Below are 16810 nucleotides of genomic sequence, written 5' to 3'. Positions count from 1 at the left end.
CAAGAGGGTCTTTTTTTGCGCGGTATTACTTGCGTGCTTTCAGAATGACGAATTTCGGCGTGGCCGCCACTTGCTCGACGCCGCGGAACAGGCGTGACAGCTTGGTGTGATACCCCAGGTGACGATTGCCGACGATATACAGCGCGCCGCCGGTCACCAGTGCGGCACGCGCCTGGAGGAACATGCGCCAGGCAAGAAAATCTCCCACCACCTGTTGCTGATGGAAGGGTGGGTTGCACAGCACCACATCCAGCGAGTCAGGTTCCTGAGTGTCCAGCCCGTCGGCTGCCCGAACTTCCACCGCACGTTCGCCCAGCGTTGCGCGCCAGTTCTCGGCTGCCGATTGCACGGCCATGAACGACTCGTCGACCAGCGTGTAGTGCGCCTGCGGGTTGTCCAGCGCGCTGGCAATGGCCAGCACGCCGTTGCCGCATCCCAGGTCGGCGACCCTTGCGGTGCCGAGGTTTTTCGGCAGATAAGGCAGGAATGCCCGGGTACCGATGTCCAGCCCGTCGCGGCAGAACACATTGGCGTGGTTGAGCAGTTCGATGGCCGGCTCGTCGAGACGGTAACGGGTCGGGTAGGGCGAAGTCCGCACTTCCATGGGCTGTGGCGTAGCGAACAGCAGCCGGGCTTTTTTCACCGCCAGTGAGGCCTGCACCGGCCCTACGTACTCCTCCAGCAGGTCGCCAGCCGAACGTGGCAAATGCTTGACCATGGCTGCAGCGACAACGCGAGCACCCGGTGCCAGTTGACCCTGCAGGCGTATCAGTTGCTCTTCGAGCAGCGCCAGGGTCTTCGGCACCCGGATCAGCACCCAGTCGAACGGCCCGTTCAAGGGCTCGCTGGCCGGGATGTGCGGTACGGCGTCATAGCTCATGCCGTTGCGTGCCAGGTTCTTTTCCAGGCCTTGTGCAGCCAGGAAAGAGTCGGTGCTGCTGACCACTGTGGCATGAGACGCCAGACTCGCCGCCAGCGCGCCGAAACTGTCATTGAGCACCAGTACCCGGCTTTGCAGGCTCAGCCCGGTTTCTGCAACATGATTGAGCAGGTACTCGTCAGCAGCATCGAATGCCTGCAGCGGCTCATCCTGTTGCTCGGGTTGGCGAATGAGATCAAGTTCAGCGAAAGGACTGATGAGCAGGGGCATTGGCGGGAGAACTCTGTGCAATCGAAAGTGTGCCGGTGAGCCCGAAGACAGGTGGGCTCGCCGAGACAGACGATTTTACGTATTTTTTCGTTTTGATACCTGTTTGATTGCGGCTCGGCTGCCGGCTTTATCAGAACATCCCGCTCAGTGCGGCCTGTACGGCAGCAGCCGTCTTGTTGCAAACGCCCATTTTCTGAATGGCGCTGGCAATGTGAAAGTGGATGGTGCGCTCCTTCAGGCAGAGAATCATTGCGATATCGCCAGCTGTCTTGCCTTCGGCGGACCACTTGAGGACTTCGATTTCTCTCTGAGTCAGGTTTTTTGCTGGCGAGGGCTGTGAAAATTTTATTTCCATTGTGTTCATGTAGCCTCCTTGCAGTACGTGTCCAGACCTTGCTGTTCGTTTATCCAGTCTAGGAACAAAAACATCGCAAACTGCGCCTGCGCGCATTACCCGGACGGATGGGCTGATGGCACTTGGCAGCGTGTTATCGGCCTTTTGGCTGGAACCCCTGTGCAAGAGAGGTCGCGGCAATTTGCCCTGTAGAGGTTCGGTCGGGCATTGGCTGACTCAAGAACCAAATACTCTAAGCCGCAGGGTGGCTGACCGGGTAATTCACCACAAACAGCCGGTGTTTATCGGGCCCGCTTTGCGGGACACTGGGTTCTGCTTTTCATATTCAGGAGTTCAAAGCACACCATGACCGTCAGTGACGACAAATTCACCCGACAGACACTGCAGCGTGTCACGCCGCTGACCAGCAACCTGTTCACCCTGCGCACCACGCGCGATCCCGGTTTTCGCTTTCGGGCAGGACAGTTTGCGCGCCTCGGTGTGACCAAGGCCGACGGCACCACCGTATGGCGTGCCTACTCGATGGTGTCTTCACCGCACGACGAGTTTCTGGAGTTCTTTTCCATCGTGGTGCCGGATGGCGAATTCACCAGCGAACTGAGCCGTCTGCGCGAAGGCGACGAATTGATGGTGGAAAAACTCGCGTTTGGCTATCTGACCCTGGACCGTTTTGTCGATGGACGCGACCTCTGGCTGTTATCCACCGGTACGGGTGTCGCGCCGTTCCTGTCGATCCTTCAGGATTTCGAGGTATGGGAGAAGTTCGAACGGGTGATTCTGGTGTACAGCGTTCGTGAGTCCCGCGAACTGGCCTATCAGCAGTTGATTGGCGAACTGATGCAGCGTGAATACCTGGCGGAATACGCAGACAAGTTCCTGTTTCTACCGACTGTGACCCGCGAACAGCATCCGGGCGCATTAAGTGGCCGCATTACGCAGTTGATTGAAAACGGCGAGCTTGAGCGCGCTGCAGGCATCGCACTGACACCTGAGCATTCCCGGGTAATGCTGTGTGGTAACCCGCAGATGATCGACGACACACGCGCAGTGCTCAAACAGCGCGACATGCGCCTGAGCCTGTCACGCAAGCCGGGGCAGGTTGCGGTGGAGACGTATTGGTGATGGCTCGCGGCTAACGATGACTATCGTGCCAATGCTCCGCGTTGGCATGCAGTTCGTGACGCTCTGCGTCACACAGCGGTTCTTCGACATCAGGCGAATTGGTGCCCGACTCAGGTCACCTTTTCGCCCCTCGGCGAGTGACTTTGACGGGGCAAAGTAACCAAACCCCCTCGCTCCTGTTTCCGGCCCGACTTCGTCGGGTTCCTTCGCCCTGTCACTGATCCGGGGGTCGCCGCAACGGACCATCCATGGTCCGGTGCGGCTAGCCTGGCGTCCTGCCAGGCTACCCCCGGATCAGCGCCAGGACTCAGCCGTCACTAAGGTCGCACTCTGCGTCGTCTGTGCCATCGCGTTTGAAAAGCACTGCGTGGGGATGCGATAGCCATCTCCTACGCACTCCGGACGTCAAATCAAAGCGGACGCGTAGGGTCGACAGTGACTGGCGCGGCCGGTTTGTTCTGTTCCTTGAGCAGGTCACGAATCTCGCTCAGCAACACTTCCTGCTTGGACGGCGTCGGTGGCAAGGTCGGTGCCTTGGCCTCTTCGCGCTTGAGGCGGTTGATGGCCTTGACGCCCATGAAGATCGCGAACGCGACGATAATGAAGTCGATAACGGTCTGGATGAACTTGCCATAAGCCAGCAGCACAGCAGGTGCCGTACCTTGCGCAGGGCGCAGGGTGATGGCCAGGTCACTGAAGTCGACGCCGCCGATCAGCAAGCCTAACGGTGGCATGATCACATCGCCGACGAACGACGAAACGATCTTGCCGAATGCCGCGCCAATGATGATACCGACGGCCATATCGACCACGTTACCTTTGACCGCGAAGGCCTTGAACTCGCTAAGTACGCTCATGGGTAATTCCTTGTTACAGATAAAAGTGATCCGAGAGAGTGTAGTCCAGCCTTACAGTTGCCGTCCGTTCTACGTTCAATCGACCGAAGCGGCCTGTGTAAGTTTTATCCGGTTTTGAAAGTCATGGTTCGCTGCGCAGGTAGCTGCCGGCTCAACCTGCGTTATCATGGGCGTTTTTTACGACTGGGGTTGTCATGGCCAAGGCCAAACGCTTGTACGGCTGCACCGAGTGCGGCGCGACATTTCCCAAGTGGGCGGGCCAGTGCAGCGAATGCGGCGCCTGGAACACACTGGTCGAAACCATGATTGAGAGTGGCGCTGCTGCGCCGCCCACCGGGCGCACCGGCTGGACCGGTTCACAGGCGCAAATCAGAACCCTGGCAGAAGTCAGTGTCGAAGAGATCCCGCGCTTCTCCACCAATTCCACCGAGCTCGACCGGGTGCTGGGCGGCGGGCTGGTTGACGGCTCGGTGGTGCTGATTGGCGGCGACCCCGGCATCGGCAAGTCCACGATCCTCTTGCAGACGCTGTGCAATATCGCCCAGCGCATGCCCGCGTTGTACGTCACCGGCGAGGAATCCCAGCAGCAGGTGGCCATGCGTGCCCGACGCCTGGGGCTGCCGCAGGACAAACTGCGCGTCATGACTGAAACCTGTATCGAAACCATCATTGCCACGGCAAAGGTCGAGAAGCCCAAGGTCATGGTGATCGATTCGATCCAGACGATTTTCACCGAACAGTTGCAGTCCGCGCCGGGCGGCGTGTCGCAGGTTCGTGAAAGCGCGGCCTTGCTGGTGCGCTACGCCAAACAGAGCGGCACGGCGATCTTTCTGGTCGGTCACGTCACTAAAGAGGGCGCGCTGGCCGGTCCGCGTGTGCTTGAGCACATGGTCGACACCGTATTGTATTTCGAGGGCGAGTCCGATGGCCGTCTGCGTCTGCTGCGCGCTGTGAAGAACCGCTTCGGCGCGGTCAACGAGCTGGGCGTGTTCGGCATGACCGACAAGGGCCTGAAAGAAGTCTCCAACCCGTCGGCGATTTTCCTCACCCGTGCTCAGGAAGAGGTGCCGGGCAGTGTGGTCATGGCTACCTGGGAAGGCACGCGGCCGATGCTGGTGGAGGTTCAGGCGCTGGTGGATGACAGCCATATGTCCAACCCGCGTCGTGTAACGCTGGGTCTGGATCAGAATCGTCTGGCCATGCTACTGGCGGTCCTGCATCGACACGGTGGTATTCCGACTCACGATCAGGACGTGTTTCTCAACGTAGTAGGTGGTGTGAAAGTGCTGGAAACCGCATCCGACCTGGCCTTGATGGCGGCGGTGATGTCCAGCCTGCGCAATCGTCCGCTGCCGCATGACTTGCTGGTGTTCGGTGAGGTAGGGCTGTCGGGTGAAGTCAGGCCGGTGCCCAGTGGGCAGGAACGACTCAAGGAGGCCGCCAAGCACGGCTTCAAACGCGCCATCGTGCCCAAGGGCAACGCGCCAAAGGAAGCACCACCCGGTTTGCAGATCATTGCCGTCACGCGTCTGGAGCAGGCACTGGATGCGTTGTTCGAGTAACCTCGCCCTGAGGATTATCCCTGCAGTTCGATCAAGGCTGCCAGTTCCCGATCCAGTTCTTCGGGGTCTCCGAGGTTCAATACGACCAGCCGCTTCAGGTGGCTGATTGACTCCAGCCCTATGTGCCGGCAAACGAATCCCAATTGCCGGTTGTTGTCATGGGTGATTTTGACATCCATTTTTACATTGGCTTCGTTGCTTAGAATGATGTCGACTTCAAAGAGCTGCGCCTGATCACCGTTCCACGGATCAGGCCGTTCGATGAGCAACCCTTTCAGGGAAATATCGACCAGTTGAACCTTCCAGGTCTGATCGCCTTGCTTCAAATCGGTTTTGGCATCAAAGGCAATGCGTTTGAAACGACGGCGATCTTCGGGTGAGTCGGTCATCGAATGAACTCTCTTGTTGACCGCCACCGGGGGGGCAGCGGGGGGGGCAGCGGGCAGGTCGTTATCTGATCAATTCTGTTGTTCCTGCACGATAGACCTGAAAGCCATTACAGAACAGTTCCGCATCACTGTTTTGTGATCCGGCAACCATCTGTCGAGTCCATTCCAGCCCTCTATGCCGGGTATCTGCCGCAATTGATCAAATTTCGCTCTAGACCATGGTTGGGGGTGGTCTTTCGCTGATCCAGCGCTAAACTCGCACTGCTTGCCTTCTAGTCAACTCTGCTGGAATAAAAAAATGAAAAATAATAATAGTCTGATGCGCCATGTTCCCTGGCTCATCGTCGCAATTGTCGGGGCATGTGCCCTTGGGGTCGTGGCCTTGCGTCGCGGAGAAGCGATCAACGCTTTGTGGATAGTGGTCGCTGCGGTGGCTATCTATCTGGTTGCCTATCGTTACTACAGTCTGTTCATCGCCACTCATGTCATGCAGCTCGATCCGTTGCGCGCGACACCGGCGGTGGTCAACAACGATGGTCTGGACTACGTGCCGACCAACAAACACATCCTTTTCGGTCACCACTTTGCTGCCATCGCTGGTGCAGGCCCGCTGGTCGGCCCGGTACTGGCCGCGCAAATGGGTTATCTGCCCGGTACGCTCTGGCTGATCGCTGGCGTGGTGCTGGCCGGTGCGGTACAGGATTTCATGATCCTGTTTCTCTCCACGCGCCGTGACGGTCGCTCGCTGGGCGACATGGTTCGCGAGGAAATGGGCCGTATTCCCGGCACCATCGCCCTGTTCGGCTGTTTCCTGATCATGATCATCATCCTGGCGGTGCTGGCGCTGATCGTGGTCAAGGCCCTGGCCGAGAGCCCGTGGGGCATGTTCACGGTCATGGCAACGATCCCGATCGCGATGTTCATGGGCATCTATATGCGCTACATCCGTCCGGGCCGTATTGGTGAAATCTCCATCGTCGGCGTCATTCTGTTGCTCGGTTCGATCTGGGTCGGCGGCATGGTCGCGGCGGATCCGACCTGGGGGCCGATGTTCACGTTCACCGGTGTGCAGATCACCTGGATGCTGGTCGGCTACGGTTTTGTCGCGGCCATGCTGCCGGTCTGGCTACTGCTTGCGCCACGTGACTACCTGTCGACCTTCCTCAAAATCGGCACCATTCTGGCACTGGCAATCGGCATCCTGATTCTGGCTCCCGAGCTGAAAATGCCGGCCCTGACCCAGTTCACCAACGGCACAGGCCCGGTCTGGAAGGGCGCACTGTTCCCGTTCCTGTTCATCACCATTGCCTGCGGTGCGGTATCGGGTTTCCACGCGCTGATCTCTTCGGGCACCACGCCCAAACTGTTGGATAACGAAAAGAACGCTCGTTACATCGGTTACGGCGGCATGCTTATGGAGTCGTTCGTGGCCATCATGGCAATGGTTGCCGCCTCGGTGATTGAGCCAGGCGTGTACTTCGCCATGAACAGCCCGGCTGCGGTAGTTGGCAGTGACGTGGTGACTGTCGCGCAGACTGTCTCCAGCTGGGGCTTTGCCATCACGCCGGAGCAATTGACTGCTGTCGCGAAAGACATTGGTGAAAACACTGTGCTGGCGCGTGCCGGTGGTGCGCCGACGCTGGCGGTCGGTATCGCGCAGATCCTCCACCAAGTGCTGCCGGGTGAAAACACCATGGCGTTCTGGTACCACTTCGCGATTCTGTTCGAGGCACTGTTCATTCTGACCGCAGTCGACGCCGGTACACGAGCCGGACGCTTCATGCTGCAGGACCTGCTGGGCAGTTTCGTTCCGGCCTTGAAACGCACCGAGTCGTGGACGGCCAACGCCATCGGCACCGGTGGTTGCGTGGCGCTGTGGGGCTATCTGCTGTATCAAGGCGTAATCGACCCGCTGGGCGGCATCAATACCCTGTGGCCGCTGTTCGGCATCTCCAACCAGATGCTCGCCGGTATCGCTCTGATGCTGGCCAGCGTCGTGTTGATCAAGATGAAGCGTCAGCGCTATGTGTGGGTGACCATGCTGCCTGCCACCTGGCTGCTGATCTGCACCGTGACCGCTGGCCTGATCAAGCTGTTCGACGCCAACCCTGCGGTGGGCTTCCTGGCTCTGGCCAAGAAATACAGCGCGGCGGCAGATGCTGGCCAGATTCTGGCCCCGGCCAAAACCATGGACCAGATGCAGCATGTGATCTTCAACGCTTACACCAACGCCGGGCTGACCGTGCTGTTCCTGTTCGTGGTGTTCAGCATCCTGTTCTACGCCATTAAAGTCGGCCGAGCGGCCTGGAGCACCAAGGAGCGCACCGACAAGGAAGCTCCGTTCCAGGCCATGCCGCCAGCGTCGCAGGTGTGACCATGCTTACCCATAGAGGATTTGCCCATGTTCAATGACCTGAGTCGCCTCGGCAAATACCTCGGTCAGGCCGCGCGTCTGATGGTGGGCATGCCTGACTACGACACGTACGTAGAGCACATGCAGAACACCCACCCGGATAAGCCGATGATGACCTACGAGCAGTTCTTCCGGGAGCGGCAAGAGGCACGTTACGGCGGCAAGGGCGGTCCGAAGTGCTGCTGATCCGCTGATCTGCGTTATTGTTTGATCCGACGCGCCGCAGGCCATCACCTGTGGCGCGTTTTCATTTCTGCTCAATGCATCACGCCAGGAGCCTTATGACTGAGTTGCAACCCATCCCAGTGACCGTGCTGACCGGTTTTCTGGGCGCAGGCAAAACCACCTTGCTGCGCCACCTGCTCAAGGCCGAGCACGGCCTGAAAATCGCCGTGATTGAAAACGAATTCAGCGATGCAGGTATCGACAGCCAGTTGCTCGGCACCGATCCAGTGCAGATCATGACCCTGTCCAACGGCTGCGTGTGCTGCACCATCCACACCGACCTGACCAAGGCGCTCTACCTATTGCTGGAGCGCCTGGACAGTGGCGAAATCGCTTTCGACCGGCTGGTGATCGAGTGCACCGGGCTGGCCGACCCCGCACCCGTCGCGCAGACCTTCTTCATCGATGAAGAGCTGCGCGAGCGCTATATCCTCGACGGCATCATCACCCTGGTCGATGCTGCCCATGCCGATACCCACCTGGCGCAAACCATTGCCCAGGCGCAAATCGGCTTTGCCGACCGATTGCTGGTGAGCAAGCGTGATCTGGTCGACGACGCAGCCTTCGATACCCTTAGCGCGCGGCTGACCCGCATCAACCGCCGCGCCCCGATCCGCATCGTCGACCATGGCAACATTGACCTTGCCGAACTGCTCGACGTGCGCGGCTTCAACCTCAACGCCGACCTCATCGGCGGCATGATACTGCGCCCACTGGCCCCGGTCGGCAATTCAGGCGACCGCATCACCAGCCTTGTTCTGCGCAGTGAAAAACCGCTGAACCTGGACCGTCTCAGCGAGTTCATGAACGAGCTGCTGGAAGACCACGGCAAGCAACTGCTGCGTTACAAGGGCGTGCTCAACATCGAGGATGAACCACGCAAAATGGTGTTTCAGGGCGTGCTCAAACTGTACGGCTTTGACTGGGATACCGAGTGGGCCGAGGGAGAATTGCGTGAGAGCGTAATCGTGTTTATTGCCGATGAGTTGCCGGAGGAGAAGATTCGGGCGGGGTTCGAGAAGGTATGCGGCTGAGAGGTCGGGCAGCGGCTGAGCTTCTGCCCATACAGCGACCCGCCCAACAAAAAGCCCCGGCTCTCACGAGTCGGGGCTTTTGGTACTGCGTTTAAACGAAGCTTATCAAGCGCCGTAAACCGGCAGCTTCGCGCAGATGGCCTTGACCTTCTCACGAACGGCGTCGATCACCGCTTCGTTGTTCAGGTCAGCCAGGATGTCGCAGATCCAGCCGGCCAGTTCCTTGCACTCTGCTTCCTTGAAGCCGCGAGTGGTCACTGCCGGGGTGCCGAAGCGCAGGCCGGAGGTGACGAACGGGGAGCGCGGGTCGTTCGGTACGGAGTTCTTGTTGACGGTGATGAAGGCGCGACCCAGGGCAGCGTCGGCGTCTTTACCAGAGATGTCCTGTTTGATCAGCGACAGCAGGAACAGGTGGTTTTCAGTACCGCCGGAAACCACGTCGAAGCCGCGTTCGATGAACACACCGGCCATCGCCTTGGCGTTCTTGACCACTTGCTGCTGGTAGGTCTTGAACTCAGGCTGCAGCGCTTCCTTGAAGCACACGGCCTTGGCTGCGATGACGTGCTCCAGCGGACCGCCCTGGGAGCCAGGGAATACCGCGGAGTTCAGCTTCTTCTCGATTTCGGCGTTGGCGCGCGCCAGGATCAGGCCGCCACGTGGACCGCGCAGGGTCTTGTGTGTGGTGGTGGTCACGACGTCGGCAAATGGCACCGGGTTCGGGTAGACGCCTGCGGCGACCAGACCGGCTACGTGAGCCATGTCGACGAACAGGTAGGCACCGACCTTGTCAGCGATTGCACGGAAGCGCGGGAAGTCGAGGATCTGCGAGTAGGCAGAGAAACCGGCGACGATCATTTTTGGCTTGTGCTCGACAGCCAGGCGCTCGACTTCGTCGTAGTCGATCATGCCGTTGGCATCGATACCGTACTGAACGGCGTTGTACAGCTTGCCCGAGGACGAAACACTGGCGCCGTGGGTCAGGTGACCACCGTGAGCCAGGCTCATGCCCAGAATGGTGTCGCCGCCTTGCAGCAGGGCCAGGTAGACCGCCGAGTTGGCTTGCGAACCCGCATGTGGCTGGACGTTGGCGTAATCAGCGCCGAACAGCTCCTTGGCGCGGTCGATGGCCAGTTGTTCGATAACGTCGACGTACTCGCAACCACCGTAGTAGCGCTTGCCTGGATAGCCTTCGGCGTACTTGTTGGTCAGGGCCGAGCCCTGAGCTTCCATGACGGCCGGACTGGTGTAGTTTTCCGAGGCAATCAGCTCGATGTGTTCTTCCTGACGCAGAGCTTCTTGCTCCATGGCGGCAAACAGATCGGCGTCGTACTTGGCGATAGTCAAATCACGGCTGAACATGGCAGTCCTCAAGGGGGCATGGCGGAAAAGGCGGGTATTCTACCCTATCGGGTTTTATCTGGCATATGAAAGGGAATCATCTTGAGTAGCAAACAGGTTCAAGCGGCAAGCTTGACTGTCTACCGCTCGGCTTGAGTTACGCATCGCGGCCCGGATAGGACGCAGAGCGTCCCGAACGGCATTCCCACGCTGGAGCGTGAGGAACGATAGTCTTTTAACTATCGTGCCGATGCTCCGCGTCCTGTCCCGAGCTTGCAGCGCAGAGCGTTCCGAACGGCATTCCTGCGCTGGTGCGTGAGGAACGATAGTCTTGTAACTGTCGTGCCGATGCTCCGCGTCCTGTCCCGAGCTTGCAGCGCAGAGCGTTCCGAACGGCATTCCTGCGCTGGTGCGTGAGGAGCGGCAGGTGTCCGGTAGAGCACCTGTTTTGCCCATCCCTCAGCTTGCCGTCGCCCTTAATCCAGCATGAATAGCGCATCGTTGCTGAATTGCGCTTCGAACTGGCTTGCTGGCATCGGGCGGCCGAACAGGTAGCCCTGGACTTCGTCGCAGTCGTGCTCGCGAAGAAACTCCAGTTGCTCGTGGGTTTCCACGCCTTCGGCGATGACCGAGAGGTTCAGGCTGTGGGCCATGGCGATGATGGCGCGAGCGATCTGGGCATCCTGTTCGCCCGACGGAAGGCCGTCGACGAAGGTGCGGTCGATCTTCAATACGTCGATCGGGAACTGTTTGAGGTAGTTCAGCGACGAGTAGCCGGTGCCGAAGTCATCGACAGCGATACTCAGGCCAAGGTTTTTGAGGCCGTCGAGGATCTGCATGGCTTCGTTGACCTCGCGCATCAGGATGCTTTCGGTCAGTTCCAGCTCCAGGCAGGCAGGTGACAGGCCGGTCTGCTCCAGGATGTTGGCGATGCGCTTGCCGAGCTGGCCGTCCGAGAACTGTCGCGCCGAGATGTTGACCGACACTTTCGGGACGCGAACTCGCGCCTGATGCCACTGTTTGAGCTGACGGCACGCTTCAGTGAGCACCCAGTCGCCGACTTCCACCACCAGCCCAAGCTCCTCGAGCACCGGGATGAAGTCGTTGGGCGGAACCAGCCCGCGGCGTGGGTGGCGCCAGCGCAACAAGGCTTCCGCACCCGTCAGGCGCTTGCCGTCGCCGCTGAACTGCGGCTGGTAATAAAGGGTGAACTCCTGCTGTTCCAGCGCATGCCGCAAGTCGCTTTCCAGCTCCAGACGCTCCAGAGCGGTTGCGTTCATGTCCGCCTGATAGAACTGGAAGTTGTTCTTGCCACGCTCTTTGGCGTGGTACATCGCCGTGTCGGCGTTCTTCATCAACTGGCTCAGTTCCTTGCCGTCCTGCGGACTGAGTGCGATGCCGATGCTGGCAGTGACAAAGAACTCGCGGCCTTCAAGTACAAACGGCGTTACCAGACTGGTCAGAATCCGCTCGGCCACGTGGATGGCGCGAGTCAGTGCGGCTTCGCGCGAGGTGTCCGGCTGCAGCAACAGGGTGAACTCATCCCCGCCCATACGTGCCACGGTGTCGTCGGAAGATACGCAGGCGAGTAGCCGCGTGGCCATTTCCTGAAGCATCCGGTCGCCAGCGGCATGGCCCAGAGAGTCATTGATCGGTTTGAAGCGGTCCAGGTCGAGAAACATCAGCACCACCCAGGCCTGTTGGCGCTCGGCGTGTTGCAGCGCCGAATGCAGGCGGTCCTGAAACAGGGTGCGATTGGGCAGGTGAGTCAGGGCGTCGTAGTAGGCCAGACGGTGGATACGGTCTTCACTGGCCTTGCGCTCGCTGATATCGCTGAAAAAGCACACATAACTCGCCAGATCGCCTTCATCGTCGAGCACTGCGGTAATGCCGACCCAGGCCGGGTAGTGCTCGCCGTTACGGCGCTTGAGCCTGATTTCACCTTCCCAGGTGCCTTGGCCGTTCAATTGTTTGAGGATGTAGCGCAGGTGGTTTTCCTGTTCCGATTCCACCGTGAGCATGCCCGGTAGCTGGTCGAGCACCTGGGCAACTTCATAGCCGCTGACGCGGGTGAACGCCTCGTTGGCCTGAACGATATAGCCGGCAGGGTCGGTAATGAGGATCGCCGATGTCGAGTGTTCAAATACGGTGGCGGCCATGCGCAGGTCTTTTTCTGCCCGACGCTGCTGGCTGATGTCCCGGCCGACCCCGAAGATGCCCTCGAAATTGCCGTTTTCGTCCCACACCAGAACCACCCGCAATTCCACCGGGATTTTGCGACCGTCTGCACGCAGGCAGTCGAACAGAAACATTCTGGTCGTCACCTCTTCGCGCAATCTGGCGAGTTCCTGAGGTTTGTGCAGCACCTTGCCGATGCGGCTGATGAGCGCATCGAAACCGATCACTTGTTGAGGGTTGGCAATGACGGCGGACCAGCCGTTCTGGAGAATCCACTCGGCGCTGTATCCCAGTGCGCGTTCCACCGAGGGGCTGACGTAATTGACTGCCAACTGGCCATCCGTGGAAAAGATCACATCGCTGATGCTTTCAGCGAGCATCCGGTAACGCTGTTCGCTGTCACGCAGCGACTGGCTGGACGCGACCTGCTCGGTAATGTCCTTGGCGATGCCGATGATGCGGGTGACCAGGTTTTCTGCGTCCCAGGCCAGCGCCTGTTCGCGCACATCGAAGCAGCGCCAGTTGTTCTCGCGATCCCGAAAGCGCAACACGCATTGCAATAACTCGTTATGGCCGTGATGGCGCTGGCGCAAGCGCATGTCCTGATAGCTTCTGGCGTCGTCAGGGTGCAGCAGGATTTCCCAGAAGAACTCGCCCATGGCGCGCAGCTCGGATTTGCTGTAGCCCAGCGTGTAGCCGAAATGGTGGTTGCTGTAGATCACTCGCTGGCTGAGTACGTCCTGAACGTACAGGTGGTCCGGCACGGTTCGCACCACGTCGGACCAAAAGCTCTCGCGGTCCAGCAAGGACAGCTCGATCTGTTTGCGGCTGGTGATATCGCCGATGCTGAGAATAACGGCATCGAAGTCGCTACGTGACTCGGGCAGGCGCATGACCAGCCATAGATGCTGGTCCTGGCCGCTCGCGCGTGTCAGGCATATTTCCAGTTCCAGCCTGGGCAGCCCGGCGAGAACAGCCTGAATAACCTGAACGCCGATGCCGGGGCGCGAGCGCGATTCGCCCTCGATCAACGGCTGCCACGCCTGTTCACTGTGTTCGATTTCCAGCAGGCCCAGGGCAACTTCGTTGAGTTCGTTGATTCGCAACTGCTGCAACAGTCTTTTCAGCGAGGCTGGCTGGCTTTTGAGCAGAAGTTCGAAGTCTTCGTCCGTTCTGACTTCGAGTGCTTCCAGTTGCTCTTGCAGACCCGACATGTCCATGACGCAGATCGCAACGCCCGCACCCTCGAAGATATCGCGATAGCGGCGGCGGCTTTGCAGCATCTGGCGCTGACGCTTGCGCAGGCTCATCAGCGCGATCAGCGGCAGGATCGACAGCAGCAGGCCGACCAGGCACTTGCCGATCAATGGCGCAAGCAGCTCGCTGCGGGCCTTGTAGGTATCGAACAGGCCCCGCAGTTGCCAGTCACTGTTGCTCAGTGGCTGAAGCAGAACGGTCTCGGAAAGACCGCTGTCCGCCTCGTTGGAGGGTGCCGGTTCACGGATGAGAACCCGCTGGGTCTTGCGTTGTTCCAGGCGCCACACATGTTGAAAGTCTTGAGCGGGCTGGCTGGTCAGGTCCTTCAAGGCATCGGGTGCCATGCGCAGCGCCCAGTAATCGCCGCTGACGCCACCGCCTTGGCGAATCAGTACATAAATCTGTTTACCGTCTTCGGTGCCGGTGTAGAAATAGGGGTGGCCTTGGGCCTTTTTCATGGCCTGCTTGAGAAACTCTCCGTCGCGGGATGCCTCGGCGCTGTCACTGACAATGTCACCCGTCGGGTTCAGTCGCGCGGCGCTGCGCAGCGCGGGCAGGGCAGTACGAAGGGTTGCCAGCGCCGTCGGCTGCTCCAGCCGGTCTCCGGAGGATTGCGCTTCGTCCAGCAGATTCATGGCGATTTGCGCCTTGAGTGCCATGTTCAGACTCATCCGGTCGGAAAGCTGGATGCTGTACTCCAGGCTGCGCTGGCGCTGGCGTTCCTGAGTCTGATGAAACTGTTCGATCAATTGCCAGAGCAGCAGTGCAAGCACCACCAACACCAGCGCGGCCAATGCACCTTTCACTGAGCCGCGCAAAGGCCTGGTCGCACTGTCTGTAGCGACACTGGATGACGGCAGAGGCGTTGAAGTGGGCAAATCGTTGTTCCTGACTGCTGGACTGAAGCAGCGATGCTTTATGTAAAATAAGCGGGTCGCCCAAAGAGGGCGGCTAGCATGCCTTTACTTGTGGCAGAGTGCCAGCCCCATTGGGCCGGATCGTTTGCCCTGCACGCTGCATTCGGGTAGCTTTGCGCAACGCGTGGTATCCACCGACTCCTGCATGAGTGACTCCACTTTTTGCAATATCGACCAGGCTTTATATGTGTCAGCACGGCCCGATCTGTTTCTGCCTGGGTTCATTCAAGGCTCGGAACGGTCTCGCGGCAAGTCTTGCGGACAAATAAAAGCTTTTTTCCGGCCGGAGCTTTAAGCTCGCGTTCTAAATCGGTCCTCATCACAGACGCTAGGTTTTCATTTCATGGCTCAATACGTCTACACCATGCATCGGCTGAGCAAAGTTGTGCCGCCGAAGCGTGAAATCCTGAAAAACATCTCTCTGTCTTTCTTCCCCGGCGCCAAGATCGGCGTGCTGGGTCTCAACGGCTCGGGCAAGTCCACGCTGTTGAAAATCATGGCTGGCGTCGACACCGAATTTGACGGCGAAGCGCGCCCGATGCCCGAGCTTAATGTGGGTTATCTGCCGCAAGAGCCACAACTTGACCCGAACAAGACGGTCCGTGAAGTGGTTGAAGAGGCAGTCAGCGTGATCAAGGACGCCCAGGCGCGTCTTGATCAGGTTTACGCCGAATATGCCGAGCCGGACGCTGATTTCGACAAGCTGGCAGCCGAGCAGGCCAAGCTTGAAGCGATCCTGCAGGCCAGCGACGGTCACAACCTGGAACGCCAGCTGGAAGTAGCCGCCGACGCACTGCGTCTGCCCGCCTGGGATGCCAAGGTTTCGGTCCTGTCAGGTGGTGAAAAGCGCCGTGTTGCGCTGTGCCGCCTGTTGCTGTCGGCACCGGACATGCTGCTGCTCGACGAACCGACCAACCACCTGGATGCCGACTCTGTCGCCTGGCTGGAGCATTTCCTGCACGACTTCCCGGGCACCGTGGTTGCGATCACGCACGACCGTTACTTCCTGGATAACGTGGCTGGCTGGATTCTGGAACTCGACCGCGGCGCGGGCATTCCTTACGAGGGTAACTATTCTGGCTGGCTTGAAGCCAAGTCTGACCGTCTGGCTCAGGAGTCCAAGCAACAGACCGCCCACGAAAAGGCCATGAAAGACGAGCTGGAATGGGTCCGCAAGGGCGCCAAGGCGCGTCAGTCCAAATCCAAGGCGCGTCTGCAACGCTTCGAAGAAATGCAGTCGCAGGAATTCCAGAAGCGCAGCGAGACCAACGAGATCTATATCCCGGCCGGTCCGCGTCTGGGCGACAAGGTTATCGAGTTCAAGAACGTTACCAAGGGCTACGGCGACCGCGTATTGATCGACAACCTGTCGTTCTCCATGCCTAAAGGTGCCATCGTCGGCGTGATCGGTGGTAACGGTGCCGGTAAATCGACCCTGTTCCGCATGCTGATGGGCAAGGAACAGCCGGATTCGGGCAGCATCGAAGTTGGTGAGACCGTGCAACTGGCCTGCGTGGACCAGAGCCGCGATGACCTGGACGGCAGCAAATCGGTGTTTCAGGCGGTGTCCGACGGTTCCGATGTGATCCGTATCGGCAACTATGAAATCCCGTCGCGCACCTACGTTGGCCGCTTCAACTTCAAGGGCGGCGATCAGCAGAAGTTCGTCAAGGACCTGTCCGGTGGTGAGCGTGGCCGTCTGCATCTGGCGCTGACCCTGAAAGAGGGCGGCAACGTGCTGCTGCTCGACGAACCGTCCAACGACCTCGACGTTGAAACCCTTCGTTCGCTGGAGGAAGCGCTGCTGGACTTCCCGGGCGCCGCCATTGTGATCTCCCACGATCGGTGGTTCCTTGACCGTGTAGCGACGCACATCCTGGCGTACGAAGACGACTCACAAGCGATCTTCTTCGAAGGTAACTACACCGAGTATGAAGCGGATCGCAAGAAGCGTCTGGGTGAAGCAGCTGCCCAGCCGCACCGCGTGCGTCACAAGAAGCTGGCCTGATCAGC

General features: G+C 59.4%; 11 protein-coding genes and 1 pseudogene. 6 read left to right on the top strand and 6 right to left on the bottom strand.

Going from position 1 to position 16810, the window contains the following annotated elements:
* Positions 1-25: 25 nt before the first annotated feature.
* Together KP808_RS21445 and KP808_RS21440 are read right to left on the bottom strand one after the other, a co-directional pair.
* A complete protein-coding gene (locus tag KP808_RS21445; protein ID WP_058409463.1) occupies positions 26-1150 on the bottom strand; it encodes a methyltransferase in 1125 nt (374 codons plus the stop codon).
* A gap of 130 nt (positions 1151-1280) precedes the next feature.
* On the bottom strand, positions 1281-1514 hold the full coding sequence (locus KP808_RS21440; protein WP_005745352.1) for a helix-turn-helix domain-containing protein: 234 nt from the start codon (positions 1512-1514) through the stop codon (positions 1281-1283).
* Positions 1515-1850: 336 nt separating this feature from the next.
* On the opposite strand from KP808_RS21440, the gene KP808_RS21435 reads away from it, so the two are divergent.
* Positions 1851-2627: a ferredoxin--NADP reductase gene (locus KP808_RS21435; protein WP_230016833.1), complete on the top strand. Its 777-nt coding sequence runs from the start codon at positions 1851-1853 to the stop codon at positions 2625-2627.
* Positions 2628-3037: 410 nt separating this feature from the next.
* Here KP808_RS21435 and mscL read toward each other — a convergent pair whose 3' ends face one another.
* Positions 3038-3484, bottom strand: coding sequence for a large-conductance mechanosensitive channel protein MscL (gene mscL, locus KP808_RS21430; protein ID WP_002555236.1), 447 nt, complete (start codon positions 3482-3484; stop codon positions 3038-3040).
* Between the two features lie 194 nt (positions 3485-3678).
* Between mscL and radA the strand changes: the two genes are divergently transcribed.
* Entirely contained in the window at positions 3679-5046 is a 1368-nt protein-coding gene (radA, locus tag KP808_RS21425; RefSeq protein ID WP_002555235.1) for a DNA repair protein RadA, read from the top strand.
* Positions 5047-5060: 14 nt separating this feature from the next.
* Here the strand turns inward: radA and KP808_RS21420 are convergent, their stop codons facing one another.
* On the bottom strand, positions 5061-5435 hold the full coding sequence (locus tag KP808_RS21420; RefSeq protein ID WP_058401876.1) for a PilZ domain-containing protein: 375 nt from the start codon (positions 5433-5435) through the stop codon (positions 5061-5063).
* A gap of 298 nt (positions 5436-5733) precedes the next feature.
* Here KP808_RS21420 and KP808_RS21415 point away from each other — a divergent pair, with 298 nt between their 5' ends.
* The 3 genes from KP808_RS21415 (at position 5734) to yjiA (ending at position 9107) form a co-directional block, all read left to right on the top strand.
* The gene (locus KP808_RS21415) at positions 5734-7809 is read left to right on the top strand and encodes a carbon starvation CstA family protein (RefSeq protein WP_230016831.1); all 2076 of its coding nucleotides are present in this window, start codon (positions 5734-5736) and stop codon (positions 7807-7809) included.
* A gap of 27 nt (positions 7810-7836) precedes the next feature.
* Complete coding sequence (locus tag KP808_RS21410; RefSeq protein WP_002555232.1) at positions 7837-8034, top strand: YbdD/YjiX family protein; 198 nt, start codon at positions 7837-7839, stop codon at positions 8032-8034.
* A gap of 95 nt (positions 8035-8129) precedes the next feature.
* Positions 8130-9107: a GTPase gene (yjiA, locus tag KP808_RS21405; RefSeq protein WP_230016830.1), complete on the top strand. Its 978-nt coding sequence runs from the start codon at positions 8130-8132 to the stop codon at positions 9105-9107.
* 105 nt (positions 9108-9212) lie between these two features.
* Here yjiA and glyA read toward each other — a convergent pair whose 3' ends face one another.
* Together glyA and KP808_RS21395 are read right to left on the bottom strand one after the other, a co-directional pair.
* The gene (gene glyA, locus KP808_RS21400; protein ID WP_003340745.1) at positions 9213-10466 is read right to left on the bottom strand and encodes a serine hydroxymethyltransferase; all 1254 of its coding nucleotides are present in this window, start codon (positions 10464-10466) and stop codon (positions 9213-9215) included.
* Between the two features lie 455 nt (positions 10467-10921).
* Positions 10922-13900 (bottom strand): annotated as a pseudogene (locus KP808_RS21395) (sensor domain-containing protein); the annotation flags it as partial.
* A gap of 1240 nt (positions 13901-15140) precedes the next feature.
* On the opposite strand from KP808_RS21395, the gene ettA reads away from it, so the two are divergent.
* On the top strand, positions 15141-16805 hold the full coding sequence (ettA, locus tag KP808_RS21390) for an energy-dependent translational throttle protein EttA (RefSeq protein ID WP_003368689.1): 1665 nt from the start codon (positions 15141-15143) through the stop codon (positions 16803-16805).
* Positions 16806-16810 lie beyond the last annotated feature (5 nt).

The sequence above is a fragment of the Pseudomonas savastanoi genome (genome assembly GCF_020917325.1).
In the GTDB taxonomy this organism is placed as follows: Bacteria; Pseudomonadota; Gammaproteobacteria; order Pseudomonadales; family Pseudomonadaceae; genus Aquipseudomonas; species Aquipseudomonas amygdali.
Note: the sequence above shows the minus strand (reverse complement) of the source record. Positions and strands in the feature narration are given on the sequence as shown.